This window comes from Polaromonas sp. YR568 (genome assembly GCF_943369675.1).
Lineage (GTDB): Bacteria > Pseudomonadota > Gammaproteobacteria > Burkholderiales > Burkholderiaceae_C > Polaromonas.
Window position 1 is genome coordinate 40,420 of record NZ_CALROB020000012.1, and the last position, 20,014, is coordinate 60,433.

The window sequence follows — 20,014 nt, forward strand, 5'->3', positions numbered from 1 at the left end:
CGCCGAGTTACTGAACAACTTGCAGGGCGACATTAAACCAAACTGCTAAAGCGTTCGCCGAAGCACCCCAGCCGGCAACGCGCCGACAAACTTCATGGAGTGTACGCAATGGCGAACGATTTTCTCTTTACTTCCGAATCCGTCTCCGAAGGCCATCCCGACAAGGTCGCGGACCAGATTTCCGACGCGATTCTCGACGCGATTTTCAAGCAGGACCCGCGCAGCCGCGTCGCCGCCGAGACCCTGACCAACACCGGCCTGGTCGTGCTGGCCGGTGAAATCACCACCAACGCGCATGTCGACTACATCCAGGTCGCGCGCGACACCATCAAGCGCATCGGCTACGACAACACCGAATACGGCATCGACTACAAGGGTTGCGCCGTGATGGTCTGCTACGACAAGCAGTCCAACGACATCGCCCAGGGCGTGGACCACGCCAGCGACGACCACCTGAACATAGGCGCCGGCGACCAGGGCCTGATGTTCGGCTACGCCTGCGACGAAACGCCCGAACTGATGCCCGCGCCGATTTATTACGCGCACCGCCTCGTCGAGCGCCAGGCCCAGCTGCGCAAGGACGGCCGCCTGCCTTTCCTGCGCCCCGACGCGAAGAGCCAGGTCACCATGCGCTATGTGGACGGCAAGCCGCACAGCATAGACACCGTGGTGCTGTCGACACAGCACAGCCCCGACCAGAGCGAGACCGCGCACAAGATGAAGGCCTCCTTCATCGAAGCCGTCATTGAAGAAATCATCAAGCCGGTGCTGCCCAAGGGCATGCTGACCAAGGACACCAAGTACCTGATCAACCCCACCGGCCGCTTCGTCATCGGCGGCCCGCAAGGCGATTGCGGCCTGACCGGCCGCAAGATCATCGTCGACACCTACGGCGGCGCCTGTCCGCACGGCGGCGGCGCCTTCAGCGGCAAGGACCCCAGCAAGGTGGACCGCTCGGCCGCTTACGCAGCCCGTTACGTCGCCAAGAACATCGTGGCGGCCGGCCTCGCCCGCCAGTGCCAGATCCAGGTCGCTTATGCCATCGGCGTGGCCAAGCCCATGAACGTGACGATCTACACCGAAGGCACCGGCGTGCTGTCCGATGAAAAGCTCTCGGCCCTGGTCAACGAACACTTCGACCTGCGCCCCAAGGGCATCATCCAGATGCTGGACCTGCTGCGCCCCATCTACGAAAAAACGGCAGCCTACGGCCACTTCGGCCGCGACGAACCGGAATTCACGTGGGAACGTACGGATAAAGCCGCAGCACTTAAGGCGGCAGCCGGCCTGTAAGGCTACGAGCAAAGCGCGGCAGACGAAAGCGCAGCGTCCTACGCCGCAGCCCGCCAAGTACCGGCAACATAAAGCCACCTTCGGGTGGCTTTTTTTATGCCTTGCCGAGGAGTCGGCGTCTACAATTTTCAGCAGGTTTGCGCCCAATCGGTGGCGCCTTTTCGAGCACTTCACAAGAAAGCACCCATGCGAAGCACCACCCGAAAAATGGCCGTCAACATCGCCTGCGCCTTGTTCGCTTTTTTCACCTTGATCGGCATCAGCGAGTTGTCGTATGACAACTCCATGGATGCCATGGACGACGTGGCGCAAGCACAGCTCGCGCGCGGCCATGTGCAGCGGCTGTTGCGCGACGTGCTGGATGCGGAAACCGGGCAGCGCGGCTACCTGCTGACGGGCGACACCATGTACCTGGAGCCCTACAAAGCCGCCATCGCCGATATCGGCCAGACGCAGGACCAGTTGCGCGAACTGTTCGCCACACGAAGCGGGCAGATCGGCACCCTGGCGCGGCTGGGACGCACGGTGCAGCGCAAGCTGGCCGAGATGGACCTGTCCATCCGCATGAAAAACGAAGGCAAGGAGGATGCCTGGCGCTTTGTGCTGACGACGGAGGTGGGCCGGGAGCAAATGGACGTCATCCGCAGCAGCGCCGGCCAACTGGTCAGCGAGACCGACCAGCAAACAGCCCATGGCTACGCGGAAGTGCGCCGCTCCCTGCTGCTCACCCGCATAGGCATCACCCTGGTGGCCGCCGTCGCCTTCGTGGCTTTCTGGCTGTACCTGCGCCAGACTGCCGCCCTGAACCAGGCCGGCCAGCGCCAGCAGCTTGCGCTGCAGGCCGAGCGCGACCTGCTGGACGTCCAGGTCAGGGAACGCACCACCCGCCTGGCCGAACTGGCGACGCACCTGCAGCAGGTGCGGGAAGAAGAACGCGGCCACCTGGCGCGCGAACTCCACGACGAACTCGGCTCGCTGCTCACCGCGGCCAAGCTTGATGTCGCGCGCATCAAGGCCAGGATAGCCGCCGATGCCGGCGACCTGCACGCGCGCATTGAACATTTGATTGAAACGCTGAACAGCGGCATCGCCCTGAAGCGCCGCATCATTGAAGACCTTCGCCCCTCGTCGCTGTCCAACCTGGGCCTGGTGCCGGCCCTGGAAATACTGACACGCGAATTCGGCCAGCGTTCGGGCCTGAACATCGTCGCCAACCTGGAGCCGGCTGAAGTGGACGAAACCGTCCAGCTGACGGTGTACCGCCTGGTGCAGGAGTCACTGACCAATATCGCGCGGTATGCGGAAGCCAGGAATGTGGAAATCAACCTGCTGGGCTACAAAGACTACATCCTGGTGACTGTTCACGATGACGGCCGGGGCTTTGATCCGCAGGCGGTGCAATCCTCCAGCCACGGCCTGCAGGGCATGCGCCACCGGGTGGAGGCCTCCGGCGGCCGTCTTGACATTGTCTCGGTAGACGGCACCACCATTTCTGCCACCTTGCCTTTGACCGTGCTGCGTAAAACCGCGCCGCAAGCCGCGCTGACCTCCCCTGACGAGTTGCCTCAGCCGCGCGTGTAAGGCGTTTTCCCGACGTGCGGCGTATTCCCTAATTCCTCTGAAGGCGCGTTGTCGGCCTTGGGCTGGGGAATGGTCTTGTTGGTGCCTTCCCGACCATATTCGCCGGCGGAGTCCTTGCCGGGCCCGGCCTTCGGCGCTTTCATGCCGCCATCCGCGTCATTCTTGCCGCCCTTGGTGATTTTCTGGCTCATACCGTCTCCTTTTCGTGCAAATCGATCAGGTGACAAAACCGCCGGATGCCGGGAGAGCAGGCGCGGGCAATTCAGAGGCGCCCGTCCCGTGCGTGTTCGGAACAACCAAGCCCTTGTCCGCCACGATAAAAGGCCAGACACCACGGGACTTTGCCGCCTCTACGGCAGCGGGCTCTCGCTGCGGCCGCACGGCCCGATTTTCAGGTGTTTGCAGGGGGAAGCTGTCTAGAAACATGTCGAGGCCTTCAAGGCTTGGAGTAACTGGGTTTTGACTTTAGGGTCGCCTGCGGCCGTGACGCGTCGGCGGGATAGGAAATCTGTGTAGGACAAGCCCGAATCAGCCCGTACCCTCCTTATTTCCCCTAACCCGCAAGGCAGGACATCAGCCTGTCATAGTCCACCGGCTTGACCAGATGGTGGTCAAACCCCGCCAGGCTGGCGCGGTTTTTGTCGGTCGACTGGCCCCATCCCGTGAGGGCAATGAGGACGATTTTTTCATTGCCCGGCTGCTGGCGGATCAGGCGCGCCGCGTCGTAGCCGTTCATGCCGGGCATGCCGATGTCCATCACCACCACGTCCGGCCTGCCCGCCGCAACGGCGGCCACGGCGGCAAGGCCGTCGTAGGCCGTGGTGACCGCAAACCCGTCCATGCCCAGCAAGGCTTCCAGCGTATTGGCCGCGTCCACGTTGTCGTCCACCACCAGGATTTTTTTGGCATTTCCCGCCGGGCTGGCATCGGCAAGCGGCGCGGGTGATTCAGGCTGCTCGCCTTCCAGCACCACCGGCATGGCCAGCACGAACTCGCTTCCTTTGCCCAGGCCTTCGCTGAAGGCGTGGAGCGTGCCGCCGTGCATCTCGGCAAACTGCCTGGCCAGGCTCAGGCCGATTCCCAGGCCGGTAGGCGCCTCGCCCGGCACGGGGGTCTGGGCGAACAGGTCGAATATCTTCGCCAGCGAGGGCGCCTCCAGCCCGATGCCGTTGTCCCTCACACGAAACGTCACCACCGGGCCCGCGACGTCGGCGCGCAGCACGATATACCCGCCGGCAGGGGTGAATTTGGCGGCATTGACCAGCAGGTTGGCAACGCTCTGCACCAGGCGGGCATGGTCGGCATCCAGCACGTGCGGCGCGTCGGGCTGCTGCACGTCCAGCCGGTGCTGCTTGCTTTCCATCGCCGAACCGGAGATTTCCACCGCATGGTTGATCACCGACTGCAGGGTGATCCGCCCTTTTTTCAGCATCACCTTGCCGCTGGTGATGCGGGCCACGTCCAGCAGGTCGTCCACCAGCCGCGTCAAGTGGGTCACCTGCCTGTCCACCACATTACGCACCCGCGTGACCTGGCCCGAATCGGGATGAAGGTGCTTGAGGATGCCCATGGACGTGCGTATGGGCGCCAGCGGGTTGCGCAGCTCGTGCGCCAGCGTGGCCAGGAACTCGTCCTTGCGTTTGTCTGCATCGCGCACCTGGTATTGCCGTTCGCGCGCCCGCACGGCCGAGCGCGTGGCGGTGATCAGCGCGATGGTGCGCACCGGCCGCTCCACCAGCGTCACGTTGCCCAGGTGTTCCACGGCCCGCTGCACGTCCAGGGAATCGGCGCCGCTGCGGGTCAGCAGCAAAATCGGAATGTCCGACCAGGTCGGCTGTGAGGCCACATACTCGGCCAGCGGCCGCATGCCCGTGCCGCTGACCACCTCCTCTACCAGCAGCAGGGCGCCGGCGCCCTGCGACAGCTGCACCATGAGTTCTTCGCTGTTCGCGCAGACGATGCTGTGGATCCCCACGGACTGGAGCACTTTGGCGGTCAAGGCGGCATCCCGCCCGGTCGGCGCGCAGATGACGATGCGCCGCTCCACTATTGCCCTCCGCGGGCCGCACCCACCTCGGGATCACTGCCGGTATACACAGGCACTCCCGTCAGGATGCCGCGGAAGCCGCGCAGCGGCGCGCCCACGTGGATGCCCTTTCGCGACATCGAAAACTGGCGGATGGTGCGTTCGTGCAGGCTGCCGCGCTTCTTGAAGACCGACACGGCCTGCTTGACCTCGCCGTCGTGCTCGAAGTAACGCAGCATGAGCACGTTGTCCGCGAGGTAGCTGGCGTCCACCGTGGTGGACATCTGGCCGCCCAGCATGCCCTGCTGCACGCCCACCAGGATGGTCACGACGCCGCGCTGGCCCAGGTAAGTCAGCAGCTCGTGCAAATGCGTGGTCAAAAAACGCTCGTCCGGCATGGCATTGAGGTAGCCGTTGATGCTGTCGATGACGATGACTTTGCAGCCGCGGTCGGCGGCCTGGCACACCACGGACGCAAACTCCCCCGGGGATAGCTCGGCCGGGTCAATTTGCTGGATGCTCAGCGTGCCGGTTTCGTAGGGCTCGCGGATCTTCATGCCCAGCCCGTCGGCGCGGTTCAGCAAATTATTGGCGGCCTCTTCGAACAGGAACATGGCGCTGGTCTGCCCGCGCTCCGCCGCGGCCGTGACAAACTGGGCCGCCAGCGACGACTTGCCGGTGCCGGGCGGCCCGGCAATCAGGGTGCTGGTGCCTTCTTCCAGGCCGCCTCCGAGGAGCGTATCGAGGTCGCCCAGGCCGCTTTTGAGCTGTTCACGCTTTCCCATCACGCGCGATTCGGACGCGACCAGGCGCGGGTACACGCACAGGCCGCCGTACTGGATGTCGTAATCATGCATGCCGCCGCGAAACGCAACCCCGCGGTATTTCACCACGCGAATGCGCCGCCGCTCGGCGCCGTAATCCTTCACCGACTGCTCAAGCGTGATCACGCCATGGGCGATGCTGCGCACCTGAAGGTCTATGCCGGCGGCGGTGCGATCATCCAGCAGCATCACGGTGCAGGACCGGCTGGCGAAGAACTGCTTGAGCGCCAGCACCTGGCGGCGATAGCGCAAAGGCGTGTCGGCCAGCAGTTGCAGTTCAGACAGGGAGTCGATCACCACACGGGTCGGTTTGTACTTTTCAATCACCGACAGGATCATCTGCGTGGTCGTGCCCATTTCCACCTCCGACGGATGGAACATGGTGTATTCCGCCTCCGGCGTCAGCAGGTTTTCGGAAGGCAACACTTCATGGATAAGGATGCCGTCCAGGCCCCAGCCGTGGGATTCGGCCACGCCTTCGAGTTCGGCGGCCGTCTCTGCCAGCGTGATGTAGACGACGGATTCGCCCCGCTTGGCGCCTTCCACCAGGAACTGCAGGCCGGTGGTGGTCTTGCCGGTGCCCGGCTCACCTTCAATCAGATAGATGCGGTCCTTCAGCAGGCCTCCGCTCAGGATGTTGTCCAGGCCGGGGATGCCGGTTGACAGGAAATTCGTCGCAGGAGGTGGGTTAGGGCTCATGGTTATTTAAAACTGATGCGGTTGTGGGCCAACAAGGCCTGAAAAGCACAATCCGCTACACCCCGTCAAAGAACGAAGCGGCTTGTAACACCTGGATAAATATTAGCCAGCGGGCTGGGGAATCCAGGGTTTTCGGCGCCTGAGTTGCGTGTAGGACAAGCCCCCATTTAGCAGTGCGCTACGGCCTTCACCCCGGTTCAGCGAAGCCTCGACGCCCGCGTCCGCCCTGGCAATACCTTCGCGAGCGATAAAACCAGCAAAACAGCAGTTTTCAGGCAGCGTTGCCTTGAAATGAGGCCAGATTGCCCCTATGATTAGCACTCGATGGTATTGAGTGCTAACAAGCCTCGCCAATCGCCAAAGTTAACAAGCACCCACTTTCAGGTGGATGTTTTTTGATTCCCCAAACCATTGTTCTCAAACAAGGAGCTCTCATGAAACTTCGTCCTTTGCACGACCGCGTGATCGTCAAACGCGTGGAAAACGAAACCAAAACCGCTTCCGGCATCGTCATTCCTGACAGCGCCGCTGAAAAGCCTGATCAAGGCGAAGTGCTGGCCGTTGGCCCCGGCAAGAAGAACGACAAGGGCGAACTGAGCCCCGTGGGCGTCAAAGTGGGCGACCGCGTCCTGTTCGGCAAATACAGCGGCCAGACCGTCAAGGTCGACGGCGACGAACTGCTCGTCATGAAAGAAGAAGATTTGTTTGCAGTGGTTGAGAAGTAATTCTTCGCCGCCCCGAACCCCTTATTAACTGAATCTGGAGAATTAAACATGGCAGCAAAAGACGTCATTTTCGGCGGCGAAGCCCGCGCACGCATGGTCGAGGGTGTGAACATCCTGGCCAACGCGGTCAAGGTAACCCTGGGCCCCAAAGGCCGTAACGTGGTTCTGGAGCGCTCGTTCGGCGCCCCCACGGTGACCAAGGACGGTGTGTCCGTCGCCAAGGAAATCGAACTGAAGGACAAGCTGCAGAACATGGGCGCGCAGATGGTCAAGGAAGTCGCTTCCAAGACCTCCGACAACGCCGGCGACGGCACCACCACCGCCACCGTTCTGGCACAAGCCATCGTCCGCGAAGGCATGAAGTACGTGGCCGCCGGCATGAACCCGATGGACCTGAAGCGCGGTATCGACAAGGCCGTGCTGGCCCTGACCGAAGAGCTGAAGAAAGCTTCCAAGCCCACCACGACTTCCAAGGAAATCGCCCAGGTCGGCTCGATCTCGGCCAACTCCGACGAATCCATCGGCAAGATCATTGCCGACGCGATGGACAAAGTTGGTAAAGAAGGCGTGATCACCGTGGAAGACGGCAAGTCCCTGCAAAACGAACTCGACGTCGTCGAAGGCATGCAGTTCGACCGCGGCTACCTCTCCCCTTACTTCATCAACAACCCTGAAAAGCAGTCCGCACTGCTGGACAACCCCTTTGTGCTGCTCTACGACAAGAAGATCAGCAACATCCGCGACCTGCTGCCCACCCTGGAGCAAGTCGCCAAGGCCGGCCGTCCGCTGCTGATCATTGCCGAAGAAGTCGAGGGCGAAGCCCTGGCAACTCTGGTGGTGAACACCCTGCGCGGCATCCTGAAGGTTGTGGCTGTGAAGGCCCCCGGCTTCGGCGACCGCCGCAAAGCCATGCTGGAAGACATCGCCTGCCTGACCGGCGGCAAGGTCATCGCTGAAGAAGTCGGCATGTCGCTTGAAAAAGTGACGCTGGCCGACCTCGGCCAGGCCAAGCGCATCGAAGTGGGCAAGGAAAACACCATCATCATCGACGGTTCCGGCGCCGCTGCCGACATCGAAGCACGCGTCAAGCAAGTCCGTGTCCAGATCGAAGAAGCGACCAGCGACTACGACCGCGAAAAACTGCAAGAGCGCGTGGCCAAGCTGGCCGGCGGTGTTGCCGTGATCAAGGTCGGCGCTGCCACCGAAGTCGAAATGAAGGAAAAGAAGGCCCGCGTGGAAGACGCACTGCACGCGACCCGCGCTGCCGTGGAAGAAGGCATTGTGGCCGGTGGCGGCGTGGCCCTGCTGCGCGCCAAGCAAGCCGCAGGCAAGATCGCCGGCGACAACCCGGACCAGGATGCCGGTATCAAGCTGGTGCTGCGCGCCATCGAAGCTCCCCTGCGCGAAATCGTTTACAACGCAGGCGGCGAAGCCTCTGTGGTGGTGAACGCCGTGCTGGCCGGCAAGGGTAACTATGGCTTCAATGCAGCCAACGACACCTACGGCGACATGATCGAAATGGGTATCCTGGACCCCACCAAGGTCACCCGCACCGCGCTGCAGAACGCAGCCTCCGTCGCATCCCTGATGCTGACGACCGAAGCCATGATCGCCGAAGCTCCGAAGGAAGAGTCCGGCGCCGGCGGCGGCATGCCAGGCGGCATGGGTGGAATGGGCGGCATGGGCGACATGGGCATGTAATGCCTGCCTGAGCTTCTCGCTCCATCAAAAAGGGCCGCTTTCGCGGCCCTTTTTTTATTGCTCGCCGGGTGTGCCGGCAGGCGCCGCGGGTGCGGCGCCTTCGTCATACTGGTTCGGGCCTTCCGAAGGCTGCACGCACCAGTACAGCAGCAGCAGGTTGACCAGCGGGATCAGGCCGATCAGCAGCAGCCAGCCGGTCTTGCCGATGTCATGCAGGCGCCGCACGCCGACCGCGATGGCCGGCAGCAACAGTGCCAGGGCGGCGATGCCGTACAGGATGCTGCTGACCATGCCGGTGACGCCCAGGACGATCACCTGGAACAGGAAAAACCACCAGAATTCCGGCCGCGATGCGCGCCCGGTAAAAGTGACGTATTTGGAAAAACAGGTGGAAATGGCTTGGCCGAAATTCATGGCGATGATCCTCCTCACAAGGTGTAGACAGGGTGTATTCCCCGTCGCATCATAAGCGGCGCCTCCCGCAGGCGCTATCGCAAGTTTGTACGAAGAACGTTTTCATTTGGCAAAGCCGTTGCGCCCGCGCTTCACCCTTTCCCCCTAAAACCGCCCCGGATGCACCATGACCGGACGCTTGCCGCTACCATGACATTTCACCGATTTACTGGATGAACCCCCTAACACCTCATACGGTCAACCAGCCACATCCCCGCACTGCTCCCATGATTTTTCCCAGAAAACACCTGATTGCCGCGGCCGTCCTGGCCGCATCCGCCACCCCCTTGTTTGCGCAGCAAGCCGGCAGCTGGTCGCTGTCGGCCGGGGTCACCTATATCAAGCCGTCCGTGGACAGCGGCAGCCTCACAGGCAGCATGCCGAATGTGCGCGTGGGGGTCGGCAACGACACGCGGGTGACGGGCGCGGTGAACTACATGGCCACCGACCACCTCAACCTGCACCTGCCGCTGGGCCTGGGTTTCCGGCATGACGTCACCGGCGACGGCGTGCTGGCGGGCTTCGGCAAGGTGGCCGAAACCAAGGCCTTGCCGATCACGCTGATCGCCCAGTACCGTTTTTTCGAGGCCGAGGCCAGGTTCCGGCCTTACCTGGGCGCCGGCCTGTCGTACGTGAGGTTTTACAACGAGCAGGGCAGCAACCTGCTGACGGCGCTCACCAACCCCGGCGGCCCGCCCACCGGCGTGTCCTTCCAGTCAAAGCTGGCACCGTCGTTCCAGGTGGGCGGCGTCTACAGGCTCAATGACAAATGGTTTCTGGAAGGCAGCTACACCAAGACGCTGCTGAAGACCCGCGGCACGCTGAGCACGGGCCAGACGATTGACGTGGGGCTGGACCCGAACTGCTTTACGGTGCAGTTGGGCTACCGGTTTTAGCCTGGGCGCGCTGACGGCGGCGGACCATCCCGCCAACGCGGCGCTACTTGCGCGCGACGGCCGAAGCGGGGACCAGCTTGAGCGGCCCATAGAAGGCCTGCAGCTGGCCTTCGTTCTTTTCACCTTCGGTGAAGACGGCGACGCTCAGCAAGGCGCCCGGATCTTCGCCGAAAGCCTGGCGGTAGTCGGCACGGATGTCGCGCTCGTAGCTGCGCCACTCGTTGTAACCGTGGTCGCCCGAGTCGACGACGATCTTGCGGATGCGGTCGGTGCGGTCGTTGACGACGACTTCGCCGGGCTGGTTGACCCGGGACCAAGAATACACCAGTGTTGCGAACGGCATCTCTTCGCCCGTCAGCAAGCGGCTCAACTCCGACAGCATGGCGTTTTTCATCGACAGCCGCGAGCGGTCGCCTTCGAATGCGAGCACCACGCGTACCGGTACATCGTCGAGCTGCGGCAGCGTGAGGTTGGTGCCGGCACCCGCGTTCGGCACGTTCCAGGAAAAGCGCACGAGGCCGAGTTGCTCCGGCTCGATGCGGTGGCGATGGCGCAGGATGCTGCCGGAGGCCTCCACCTTCGCGAGCACCGCGTCGCGGCCTTCATGGCGCACATAGCTGTAGCTGGCCGGCTGCTTGCCGGGCACGCGGAATATCTCCCACTGGAGGTCGTCAGGGTTGAGGCCACCGGTTTTGGGCGGCGCCGACATCTCGGCCCAGGCGGTGCCCGTCACCCCTTCGGCCGGGCCCAGCGTTCCGCCCTGGCTGACCGGCTCGTCGATGTCGGCATCGTCATCGGCGGGCGGGTGTGTTGCGCAGCCGGTGACCAGGGCTGCCGCGAGGAGCGCGGCGACGGCGATCGTGAAACGAGGGGAAAACCGGCAAGACGGAAGAAATGAAGACATGGTGCGAAGCCATCGAAAATCGGCGAAGCGGCAAGTTGACCACGGAAGCGCGCGGCCCCGCAATGGAAAAACGCACAGTGTTGCGCGGATCAGCCGGTAATTTTGCGCAGCAGGCCGGCCGTCGAGCCGTCAAGGCCGGACACATCGGTACTTTGCAGGCGCGGCTCTATGTCTCTGGCCAGCACCTTGCCGAGTTCGACGCCCCACTGGTCAAAGCTGTTGATGCCCCAAATCGCACCGCTGACGAACACCCGGTGCTCCTGCAGCGCGACCAACGCGCCCAGGCTGGCGGGCGTGAGCCGCTCCAGCAGCAAAAAGGTGCTGGGCCGGTTGCCGGGGAAATGTTTGTGGCCGCCCGCGTCTTCCTTGCCCTGCATCAGCGCCTGCGCCTGCGCCAGCACATTGGCCAGCAGGGTCGCGTGATGGCCAGCCAGGCTGTGCCCGGCCTGCCTGACGGCGACAAACTCCACCGGCACCACCGAACTGCCCTGGTGCAGCATCTGGAAGTAAGCGTGCTGGCCGTTGGTGCCGGGCTCGCCCCATAGCACCGGGGAAGTGGCGAACGGCAAGGCCTGGCCCTCGGCATCGACACGCTTGCCGTTGCTTTCCATTTCAAGCTGCTGCAGATACGCGGGCAGGCGCCGCAAGGCACTGCTGTAAGGCGCGATGCTGCGGCTGCTGAAGCCGTAGAAATTGCGGTACCAGACATCGAGCAGGCCCAGGCGCACCGGCAGGTTGCGCGCCGGCGGCGTCGTGCGAAAGTGTTCGTCCATCGCATGCGCGCCGGCCAGCATTTCGCGAAAGCCCGCCGCGCCTATGGCGATGGCAATCGGCAAACCGATGGCCGACCAGAGCGAATAGCGCCCGCCCACCCAGTCCCAGAAACCGAAAGTCGTGGTGATGCCGAAGGCATTCGCCGCCGAGACGTTGGTCGTGAGCGCCGCGAAATGCCGGGCGACGTCCGTGCCGCCTTGCGCCTCGAACCAGCGCCGCGCCGAGTGCGCGTTGGTCATGGTTTCGGTGGTGGTGAAGGTCTTGGACGCGACCAGGAACAGCGTGCTCTGCGGCTTGAGCCCCCGCAGCACGCCGGCCAGTTCGCCGCCGTCGACGTTGGAGACGAAGTGAAAGCGCTTGCCGGGCATGGCGAATTCATCGAGTGCCAGCACCGCCATCTGCGGGCCCAGGTCGGAGCCGCCTATGCCGATGTTGACGATGTCGGTGATCGCCGTGTCGGCGCGCAGTTGCTCCGCATAGGCCAGCATGGCATCCAGCGCTTCATGCACGCGCGCAAGGTCGCCGCTCATGCCGCCGGCGGCCGGGCTCCGCAGCAGGAAGTGCATCACGGCGCGCTGTTCGGTGTTGTTGATCAGTTCGCCGGCAAACATGGCGTCGCGGTGCTGTTCAAGCCGGCATTGCGCGGCCAGGTCAAACAGCAGGGCTTCGCTGGTACTGTCGATCAGGTTTTTGGAAAGGTCGGCGAAGAGGTGTGGCGCTTCCTGGCTGAAGTGCGCAAAGCGCCCGGCGTCGGCCGCAAAGGCCTGGCGCAGGTCAAAGGACTTTCCCTGGGCGTCGAAACAGGCCTGCAACGCGGCCCAGGCTGGCGTGCGGTCGCAACGGAGGCGGGGCTGGACGGCCATGCCTCAGGCCGCCAACATCAGTTGCTCGAGCTTCACGGCGTCGGCCGCAAATGCGCGTATGCCTTCGGCCAGCTTTTCGGTGGCCATGGCGTCTTCATTGAGCGCGTAGCGGAAACCGGCCTCGTCGTAATTGACGGCGGGAAGGTCCAGCGCGGCGGCCGCCTTGGCATCGAGTGCACGCGACAGCGGCGCATCGGACGCCGCGAGCTGGGCCAGCAGTTCGGGGCTGATGGTCAGCAGGTCGCAGCCGGCCAGTGCGGTGATCTGGCCCACGTTGCGAAAGCTCGCGCCCATCACCTCGGTGGCAATGCCGAAGTGTTTGTAGTGGTTGTAGATCTCGCGCACCGACTTCACGCCGGGATCGTTGGCGCCGGCCATGGCGGCTTCGTCCCAGGCCGCGCCGGCCGATTTTTTGTACCAGTCGTAAATGCGGCCGACGAAGGGCGAAATCAGCTGCACCTTCGCCTGGCCGCACGCGACCGCCTGGGCGAAGGAGAACAGCAGCGTGAGGTTGGTGTGGATGCCTCGCTGCTCAAGCTTTTCGGCCGCCTGTATGCCCTCCCAGGTCGCGGCCACTTTGATCAGCACTCGGTCGATATGGATGCCTTCGGCCTGGTAGAGCTCGACGATGCGTTCGCCGCGGGTATAGGTGGCAGTGGCGTCAAAGCTCAGGCGGGCGTCGACTTCGGTCGAAACACGGCCCGGGATGATGGAGAGGATTTCACAGCCGAAGCGCACCAGCAGGCGGTCCATGATCTCGTCAAGCTGCCGGCCCTTGAAGCGCGCGACCGTGTCTTTGAGCAAGGGCTGGTAGTCGGCCTTTTGCACCGCCTTGAGGATCAGCGAAGGGTTGGTGGTGGCGTCCTGCGGCTTGAACTGCCCCAGTTGCTTGAAATCACCGGTGTCGGCGACCACGGTGGTGAACTGTTTGAGGGCGTCAAGTTGGGTCATGGCGGAGATGCTGGGGGAAAACGCGAAAGTGGTCCGGATGAAACACCGTGGAGCACCTGGAGGCGTGCATCTCGCGGGTTCAGGGTCGAGTTACCATTATGCCCATAGAATGTGAAACTTAATTACCAAGACACTTTTTTACCATGAGCTTTGACCTCATCCTGTTTGGCGGCACCGGCGACCTGGTGTGGCGCAAGATCATGCCGGCCCTGTTCCAGGCTTTTCGCCATGGTTCGTTGCCGGAAGGCGGGCGCATCGTGGGTGTGGCGCGCGACGATTTGTCGGACGAGCAATACCGCGCGCTGATCAAATCGCGCTTCGACAACGTTGAGCTGGCCAAGCGCCCGAGCGAGGAGGAGTTCTCGCGCTTTGCCGCGCTGCTCGGTTACCTGCGCATGGATTTGTCCAACCCGGCCGACTACGCCGGGCTCGCCGCGCGGCTGCAGCAGCGGCCCGCCGACGTGGTGGTGATGTATGTGGCGACTGCCCCCAGCCTGTTCACCACGGTGTGCGAGCAGATCGCCGCCGCCGGACTGAACGGCCCGCAGACGCGCGTGGTGCTGGAAAAACCGCTGGGCCACGACCTGGCCTCCAACCGCGCCATCAACAAGACCGTGCGCAGCGTGCTCAGCGAGCAGCAGATCTTTCGCATCGACCACTACCTGGGCAAGCCTTCGGTGCAGAATTTGTTCGCGCTGCGCTTCGGCAATTCGCTGTTCGAGCCACTGTGGCGCCGCGAAACCATCGCCAACATCCAGATCACCATCGCCGAAGACCTGGGCGTGGAAAAACGCGGCGCCTTCTATGACAGCACGGGCGCGCTGCGCGACATGGTGCAAAACCACGCGCTGCAGCTGCTGTGCGCCATCGGCATGGAGCCGCCCATCAATTCACACGCCGACGCCATCCGCGACGAAAAGCTCAAGGTGCTGCGCTCGCTGAAACCCTGGACGCCGGAGACGCTGGGCCAGCACGTGGTGCGCGGCCAGTACGCGGCCGGCACCATAGACGGCGAGCCCGTACCCGGCTACCGCGATGAAAAAGGCGTGGCGCCCGACAGCCGGACTGAAACCTTTGTCGCCCTGCGCACCGAGATCGCCAACTGGCGCTGGGCCGGCGTGCCGTTTTATATACGGACCGGCAAACGACTGGCAGGCCGCGACGCGCACATCGAGGTCAATTTCCGGCCGGCGCCGCATGCGATTTTCAAGACATCGATGGCCGGCTCCAATGTGGCCAACCGGCTGGTGATCAACCTGCAGCCCAAGGACGGCCTGGAACTGCACTTGCTGGCGCAGGGCGCCGACCAGCGTTCCGGCAACCACCACGCGCGCGGCACGCCCTCGCTGGCGCCGGTGCAGCTGGACCTGGATTTCGACAAGCGTTTCGGCTCCGAGCGAGTGGGCGCTTACGAACGGCTACTGCTGGACGTGCTCGATGGGCGGCTCAACCTCTTTGTGCGCAGCGACGAGCAGGAAGAAGCCTGGCGCTGGGTCGAGCCCATCCTGGACAGCTGGAGCAATGATTCCGGCGCGCCGCGGTCTTATGCCGCCGGTAGCTGGGGGCCGAGTGCGGCGAGCGCGATGATTGCCCGCGACGGCTATTGCTGGTCAGAAGAATGTTAGCCCCCACGCTCCCCACTGCGTGTGGTTCGCTGCCCCCCGAGGGGGCCGCTACGCCTGCGGTCTGGCAAAGCCAGTCCCGCGGCCCCTGCTGGTTGGGAAAGACATCGTGCCATGCTTGATCGCATTAAAGCCTCCCTGCCCTCTCTCGCGCCTGCCGAACAGCGCGTGGGTCGGCTCGTACTGGCCGATCCGCGTGCCTTTGCCAATTTGCCGATCACCGAGTTGGCCAGCCGTTCGCATGTGAGCAAACCCACTGTTGTGCGCTTTTGCCGCAGCATGGGTTACGACGGCCTGTCGGACTTCAAGCTCAAGCTGGCGGGCAGCGTCAGTGAGGGCGTACCTTTCATTCATCGCAGCGTGGATGCCGATGACAAGACCGGCGACGTGATGGTCAAGGTGATCGACAACACGGTGGCGGCCTTTTTGAAGTACCGCAACGACGCGAGCTCCGTGGCCGTGGAAAGGGCCGCCGACGCGCTGCTGGCGACCTACAACACCGGCAGGCGCATCGAGTTTTTCGGTGTCGGCAATTCGGGCATCGTGGCGCAGGACGCGCAGCACAAGTTTTTCCGCCTGGGCATCACCAGCATCGCCTACAGCGACGGCCACATGCAGGTCATGAGCGCATCGCTATTGGGCCCGGGGGATTGCGTGGTGGTGATCTCGAACTCGGGCCGCACGCGCGACCTGATGGACGCCTGCGACATCGCGCGCAAGAACGGCGCCACCACCATCGTCATCACCGTCACCGGCTCGCCGCTGGCGGCGGCCGGCAACATCCACCTGGCGGCCGACCACCCCGAGGGTTACGACCGCTACAGCCCCATGGTGTCGCGCTTGATGCACCTGATGATCATCGACATCCTGGCGACCTGCGTGGCGCTGCGCATCGGCAGCAAGCTGCAGCCGCTGCTCAAGGAAATGAAGAACAACCTGCGCAACAAGCGCTACGCATGAGGCGGTAGCGCCGGCGCCGCGCGGTATCAGGCCAGCGGCAGCGAACGCTCCACGATGCCGGCGAACAGCGCCGAACCCAGCGGCAGCACGCTGTCGTTGAAGTCGTAGCAGCTGTTGTGCAGGAAGCGGCTGCCCACGCCGCCCGTGGTGCCGCCTTTGCCGTCGGGCAATTGTTCGCCCTGGCCCAGGCGCAGGTAGGCGCCCGGCTTGACGCGCAGCATGAAGGAGAAATCTTCCGAGCCCATGCTGGGTTCGAGGTTGCTCACGACGTTTTCCGCGCCCACGAGCTGGTCCGCCACGGCGGTGGCCAGCGCGTATTCGGCCGGCGAATTGATGGTGGCCGGGTAGATGCGTTCGTACTTGACGGTGGCCGTGGCGCCAAATCCTTGCGCTACCGCCGCGCACAATTCCTTGAGGCGCCGCTCGACCAGGTCCTGCACTTCGGGCTTGAAAGTGCGCACGGTGCCCACCAGCGTAGCGGTTTCTGGCACCACACTCATGGCGCCCAACTCGCCCGCCCTGACGGCGCAAATGCTGACCACCGCGTTGTCCATGGCCTTGACGTTGCGCGACACGATGCTCTGCACCGCAGTGATGATGTGAGCAGACACCAGCACGGGATCCACGGTCAGGTAAGCATGCGCGCCATGGCCGCCCTTGCCGGTGACCTCGATGGTGATGCGGTCGGCCGCAGCCATCATGGGGCCGGGATTGATGCCAATGGTGCCGGGCCGCATGGCGGGCCAGTTGTGCATGGCGTAAATCGATTGCACGGGAAAGCGCTCGAACAGGCCGTCCTTGATCATCGCGTCGGCCCCGCCGCGCCCTTCTTCCGCGGGCTGGAACACCAGCACGGCATCGCCGGCGAAGTTGCGCGTCTCGGCCAGGTAGCGGGCGGCGCCCACCAGCATGGTGGTATGGCCGTCGTGGCCGCAGCCGTGCATCAGTCCGGCTTTGGAGGACTTCCAGCCGAATTCGTTGTGCTCGGTCATGGGCAGCGCGTCCATGTCGGCACGCAAGCCGACCATGGGCCTTGCACCCGGCTTGCCGGACTGCTGGCCCTTGATGACGGCCACCACGCCGGTCTTGCCGATGCCGGTGTGCACTTCGTCGACCCCGCAAAGCTTGAGCGCATGCACGACGCGGCTGGAGGTGTAGACCTCTTCAAAGCCGAGTTCGGGATGGGCGTGAAGATCGCGGCGGAAGGCGGTCAGCTCGGGGTGGTACTGCACGATCTGTGCAAAGGCACGGCCGGTGGCGCGCAATTGGGGCGGGCGGTCCCGGCTGTCGGCGGTGTCTACCGTCTCGGCCGGTTGGAGGGATGAGGCACTTGGAAGGGTTGCCGGAGCGCGCATGTCAGTGAGGTCCCGAGTCAGGAGGTTAAATATTAGTCTTGAAGGGATGGCGGCGCAAACACGGGACTTTGCGAGAGCTTCACCGATACCGCAGTCATCGCCGGGCCGGCGGCGTCAGGCATCGGCTTGCTCTGCAAGCGAAGCGGCCCGTACCAGGCCTTGGTCTTTTGCCGGGTGTTGTCGCTGTCTGTCATGATGGCAATGCCGACCAGCGCTCCGGGCGCCTCGCCGAAAGCCTTTTCATAGTCGGCGCGAATGTCGCGCTCGTAATCCAGCCAGTGGTCAAGCCGCGCGGGCCCGGATTCAATCACCACCTTGCGGATCCGGTCGGTACGGGTATTGATGAGCACGCTCTCCGGCGCACTGTGGCTGCCCCACACGTACATGAGGGTGGCGTACGGCAGCGGCTCACCCGTCAGAGCCAGCGCCAGTTCCGACAGCATGGCGTTTTTGGCAGAGAACTTCGAGCGGTCGCCTTCGAAAGCGAGCACCACGCGCACCGGGGAGTCGTCACCATCGCGCTGTGTCATGTCGGCGCCTGAGATCATCTTTGGCACCTTCCAGGAGAAACCGAGTTTGCCCAGATCTGAAGGCTCGACTCGAAGCTGCTGCCGCAGCATGCTGGCGGCGCTGTCTGATTCGCTGAGGACCGCATCGCGTCCGTCCAGCCGCACAGCGCGATAGCGTGTGGATTTTTTACCCGGGAAGGCGCAATGCTGCCAAGTAATAATGTCCGGCTTTGAAGGGAGATCCGAGTTTGGGTTGGCAGGCGACGTTGAAGTCCAGTTCACGTCCTGGCTGGCTGCGGGCGCGGAAGAACCTACTCCGGCACAAGCCGCAAGCACGGTCACGCAAGCGACAGCCGTCAAGCTACGAAGCGATCTCAAGGAAAAGTAATGCAGCGATAGTGTCATGAGAAAGCAAGCTGGGGGCGACGACAACATACTTTTGTGATCTGTAAGCAGCGGGCAGACAAAGAAGGCCTGACAGTTTTAACGCGGCTCAAGCACAAAAGTTTCAGAATCCGTGGAATTTATGGCGCACTCATTCAACCCATAAAAAAAAGCCGCCTCGGGTTTCCCCGGGGCGGCTTTTAGATCTTCATAAGAAACTGGCGTCAGGCCAGCTTCAAATTAGAACGTGTGGCGAATGCCAGCTGCGTACGTGGTGGTACGGGTGATGTTGCTGGTAGGAGCGATCACCATGGTGTTGGCAGCCACGTTTTCGTAGTTCTTCGTGCTCACGCCGCCGACGTACAGGGTCGTGCGCTTGCTCAAAGAGTACAGAGCCTGGACGCCCCAGCCGGTGCTGGAACCCAGATCGTCACCCTTGGAACGTGCATAACCAGCGCTCAGGGTCGTCGCGCCCAGAGGCACTGCAACGCTCAAGCTGTACTCTTTTTGTGCTGCCAGTTCATGGGCAACACCAGTACGGAAGGTCGTGGTGACGTCCTTGAACTTGGCGCGGTTGGCACCGAAGCCGACCTTGGCAACGCCGAAGTCATAGGAAACGTTCAACAGCGTGTTGGTCAGAGCAGGCTTGGCCGTTGCGGTGCGGGTAGCGCCTTCAGACTGGTAACCGCCGGAAATCAGCAGAGGACCATTGGCGTAACGCAGGTTGGCGGACGTCGAGTTGCTTGCGCCAACAGTGGTCGTCTTGTCTTCGCCGAAGGCGTACATGAACGAACCGGTGAAACCACCGAAGTTAGGCGAGACGTACTTGACGCTGTTGTTGAAACGGGTGTTGAAACCAACCCAGGTCACGTGAGCGCCAGAGCCGTTGACACCGTGGTTCAGCAGCACAGCATTGCCAGCCAGGGTGCCGATGGCGCCAGCTTGAGCGGTGGTGAAGCCGTTGTTGGTGTTCGAAGGATCGAACAGGGTAGCGCCCATCATGGCGTGGTCAGCAGACACGTCATCGTAGGAGCTGGAGTTGCGACCCAGGGTCACAGTACCAAAGCCGCTGGAAATACCCACGTTGGCACGACGGCCGAACAGTGCGCCTTGACCTTGAGCGCCGGTATCGATGCTGAAACCGCTTTCGAGGTTACCGACAACGGACATGCCGCCACCGATGTCTTCTTTGAGGCGAATGCCCCAACGCGAACCGTTCAGGCCGCCAGAGTCAATTTTGGACTGGCTGATGCCGGAGATGGCCGTTGCAGCAGCATTGACCTGGTTGGTCTTGTAGCTGCCGATGTTGGCGTCGAGCAAACCGTAAATGGTCACGGTCGACTGAGCTTGTGCTGCACCAGCCATCGCGCCGAGTGCGGCCAAAGCGATAAGGGTCTTTTTCATTGAGAGTTTCTCCAAGGTTAAACATAGGGCTCCGGCACGGGGGCTACGTCGGACTTGCGTCTTTGCGGCTCCACCAGAGACCCGGGCCAA

17 protein-coding genes are annotated in these 20,014 nt (G+C 63.1%); 7 read left to right on the top strand and 10 right to left on the bottom strand.

Translation table 11 applies throughout. From position 1 onward, the window contains the following. Positions 1–108 precede the first annotated feature (108 nt). Both metK and ACLV8F_RS08580 read left to right on the top strand, forming a co-directional pair. The gene (metK, locus tag ACLV8F_RS08575; protein ID WP_411883813.1) at positions 109–1,293 is read left to right on the top strand and encodes a methionine adenosyltransferase; all 1,185 of its coding nucleotides are present in this window, start codon (positions 109–111) and stop codon (positions 1,291–1,293) included. A 186-nt stretch (positions 1,294–1,479) separates the two neighbouring features. Next, complete coding sequence (locus ACLV8F_RS08580) at positions 1,480–2,874, top strand: CHASE3 domain-containing protein (RefSeq protein ID WP_411883814.1); 1,395 nt, start codon at positions 1,480–1,482, stop codon at positions 2,872–2,874. On the opposite strand, the gene ACLV8F_RS08585 is transcribed toward ACLV8F_RS08580, so the two are convergent. The 3 genes from ACLV8F_RS08585 to ACLV8F_RS08595 form a co-directional block, all read right to left on the bottom strand. Beyond that, positions 2,859–3,065, bottom strand: coding sequence for a hypothetical protein (locus ACLV8F_RS08585; RefSeq protein WP_411883815.1), 207 nt, complete (start codon positions 3,063–3,065; stop codon positions 2,859–2,861). The genes ACLV8F_RS08580 and ACLV8F_RS08585 overlap by 16 nt on opposite strands. A 362-nt stretch (positions 3,066–3,427) precedes the next feature. Then, positions 3,428–4,873, bottom strand: coding sequence for a response regulator (locus ACLV8F_RS08590; protein ID WP_411883816.1), 1,446 nt, complete (start codon positions 4,871–4,873; stop codon positions 3,428–3,430). A 47-nt stretch (positions 4,874–4,920) separates the two neighbouring features. Continuing rightward, complete coding sequence (locus ACLV8F_RS08595; RefSeq protein WP_411883817.1) at positions 4,921–6,423, bottom strand: ATPase domain-containing protein; 1,503 nt, start codon at positions 6,421–6,423, stop codon at positions 4,921–4,923. 434 nt (positions 6,424–6,857) lie between these two features. Between ACLV8F_RS08595 and ACLV8F_RS08600 the strand changes: the two genes are divergently transcribed. Next, entirely contained in the window at positions 6,858–7,148 is a 291-nt protein-coding gene (locus ACLV8F_RS08600; protein ID WP_007872916.1) for a co-chaperone GroES, read from the top strand. A 48-nt stretch (positions 7,149–7,196) separates the two neighbouring features. Next, positions 7,197–8,849: a chaperonin GroEL gene (gene groL, locus ACLV8F_RS08605; RefSeq protein ID WP_411877453.1), complete on the top strand. Its 1,653-nt coding sequence runs from the start codon at positions 7,197–7,199 to the stop codon at positions 8,847–8,849. Between the two features lie 54 nt (positions 8,850–8,903). On the opposite strand, the gene ACLV8F_RS08610 is transcribed toward groL, so the two are convergent. Then, positions 8,904–9,263, bottom strand: a complete 360-nt coding sequence (locus ACLV8F_RS08610) for a DUF805 domain-containing protein (RefSeq protein WP_411883818.1) — start codon at positions 9,261–9,263, stop codon at positions 8,904–8,906. Positions 9,264–9,529: 266 nt separating this feature from the next. Between ACLV8F_RS08610 and ACLV8F_RS08615 the strand changes: the two genes are divergently transcribed. Beyond that, positions 9,530–10,198, top strand: a complete 669-nt coding sequence (locus tag ACLV8F_RS08615; RefSeq protein WP_411883819.1) for an OmpW/AlkL family protein — start codon at positions 9,530–9,532, stop codon at positions 10,196–10,198. A 43-nt stretch (positions 10,199–10,241) separates the two neighbouring features. On the opposite strand, the gene ACLV8F_RS08620 is transcribed toward ACLV8F_RS08615, so the two are convergent. The 3 genes from ACLV8F_RS08620 to tal form a co-directional block, all read right to left on the bottom strand. After that, positions 10,242–11,102 (bottom strand): DUF3047 domain-containing protein, encoded by an 861-nt coding sequence (locus ACLV8F_RS08620; protein WP_411883820.1) that lies wholly within the window; start codon positions 11,100–11,102, stop codon positions 10,242–10,244. A gap of 89 nt (positions 11,103–11,191) precedes the next feature. Then, positions 11,192–12,739: a glucose-6-phosphate isomerase gene (pgi, locus tag ACLV8F_RS08625; protein WP_411883821.1), complete on the bottom strand. Its 1,548-nt coding sequence runs from the start codon at positions 12,737–12,739 to the stop codon at positions 11,192–11,194. A gap of 3 nt (positions 12,740–12,742) precedes the next feature. Continuing rightward, on the bottom strand, positions 12,743–13,690 hold the full coding sequence (tal, locus tag ACLV8F_RS08630) for a transaldolase (protein ID WP_411883822.1): 948 nt from the start codon (positions 13,688–13,690) through the stop codon (positions 12,743–12,745). A 143-nt stretch (positions 13,691–13,833) separates the two neighbouring features. On the opposite strand from tal, the gene zwf reads away from it, so the two are divergent. Then, complete coding sequence (zwf, locus tag ACLV8F_RS08635; RefSeq protein WP_411883823.1) at positions 13,834–15,315, top strand: glucose-6-phosphate dehydrogenase; 1,482 nt, start codon at positions 13,834–13,836, stop codon at positions 15,313–15,315. Between the two features lie 111 nt (positions 15,316–15,426). Continuing rightward, the gene (locus ACLV8F_RS08640) at positions 15,427–16,272 is read left to right on the top strand and encodes a MurR/RpiR family transcriptional regulator (RefSeq protein ID WP_411877460.1); all 846 of its coding nucleotides are present in this window, start codon (positions 15,427–15,429) and stop codon (positions 16,270–16,272) included. A gap of 26 nt (positions 16,273–16,298) precedes the next feature. Here ACLV8F_RS08640 and ACLV8F_RS08645 read toward each other — a convergent pair whose 3' ends face one another. From ACLV8F_RS08645 to ACLV8F_RS08655, 3 genes are all read right to left on the bottom strand, one after another. After that, a complete protein-coding gene (locus ACLV8F_RS08645) occupies positions 16,299–17,627 on the bottom strand; it encodes a M20 aminoacylase family protein (protein ID WP_411883824.1) in 1,329 nt (442 codons plus the stop codon). 32 nt (positions 17,628–17,659) lie between these two features. After that, a complete protein-coding gene (locus tag ACLV8F_RS08650; RefSeq protein WP_411883825.1) occupies positions 17,660–18,541 on the bottom strand; it encodes a DUF3047 domain-containing protein in 882 nt (293 codons plus the stop codon). 219 nt (positions 18,542–18,760) lie between these two features. Then, positions 18,761–19,924, bottom strand: a complete 1,164-nt coding sequence (locus ACLV8F_RS08655) for a porin (RefSeq protein ID WP_411883826.1) — start codon at positions 19,922–19,924, stop codon at positions 18,761–18,763. Between the last annotated feature and the right edge of the window lie 90 nt (positions 19,925–20,014).

Excerpts from the sequence above, each read along its gene's own strand:
- metK (WP_411883813.1), top strand. The coding sequence starts at position 109 with ATGGCGAACGATTTTCTCTTTACTTCCGAATCCGTCTCCGAAGGCCAT.
- ACLV8F_RS08580 (WP_411883814.1), top strand. The coding sequence starts at position 1,480 with ATGCGAAGCACCACCCGAAAAATGGCCGTCAACATCGCCTGCGCCTTG.
- ACLV8F_RS08585 (WP_411883815.1), bottom strand. The coding sequence starts at position 3,065 with ATGAGCCAGAAAATCACCAAGGGCGGCAAGAATGACGCGGATGGCGGC.
- ACLV8F_RS08595 (WP_411883817.1), bottom strand. The coding sequence starts at position 6,423 with ATGAGCCCTAACCCACCTCCTGCGACGAATTTCCTGTCAACCGGCATC.
- ACLV8F_RS08600 (WP_007872916.1), top strand. The coding sequence starts at position 6,858 with ATGAAACTTCGTCCTTTGCACGACCGCGTGATCGTCAAACGCGTGGAA.
- groL (WP_411877453.1), top strand. The coding sequence starts at position 7,197 with ATGGCAGCAAAAGACGTCATTTTCGGCGGCGAAGCCCGCGCACGCATG.
- ACLV8F_RS08610 (WP_411883818.1), bottom strand. The coding sequence starts at position 9,263 with ATGAATTTCGGCCAAGCCATTTCCACCTGTTTTTCCAAATACGTCACT.
- ACLV8F_RS08615 (WP_411883819.1), top strand. The coding sequence starts at position 9,530 with ATGATTTTTCCCAGAAAACACCTGATTGCCGCGGCCGTCCTGGCCGCA.
- ACLV8F_RS08620 (WP_411883820.1), bottom strand. The coding sequence starts at position 11,102 with ATGTCTTCATTTCTTCCGTCTTGCCGGTTTTCCCCTCGTTTCACGATC.
- pgi (WP_411883821.1), bottom strand. The coding sequence starts at position 12,739 with ATGGCCGTCCAGCCCCGCCTCCGTTGCGACCGCACGCCAGCCTGGGCC.
- tal (WP_411883822.1), bottom strand. The coding sequence starts at position 13,690 with ATGACCCAACTTGACGCCCTCAAACAGTTCACCACCGTGGTCGCCGAC.
- zwf (WP_411883823.1), top strand. The coding sequence starts at position 13,834 with ATGAGCTTTGACCTCATCCTGTTTGGCGGCACCGGCGACCTGGTGTGG.
- ACLV8F_RS08640 (WP_411877460.1), top strand. The coding sequence starts at position 15,427 with ATGCTTGATCGCATTAAAGCCTCCCTGCCCTCTCTCGCGCCTGCCGAA.
- ACLV8F_RS08645 (WP_411883824.1), bottom strand. The coding sequence starts at position 17,627 with ATGCGCGCTCCGGCAACCCTTCCAAGTGCCTCATCCCTCCAACCGGCC.
- ACLV8F_RS08650 (WP_411883825.1), bottom strand. The coding sequence starts at position 18,541 with ATGACACTATCGCTGCATTACTTTTCCTTGAGATCGCTTCGTAGCTTG.
- ACLV8F_RS08655 (WP_411883826.1), bottom strand. The coding sequence starts at position 19,924 with ATGAAAAAGACCCTTATCGCTTTGGCCGCACTCGGCGCGATGGCTGGT.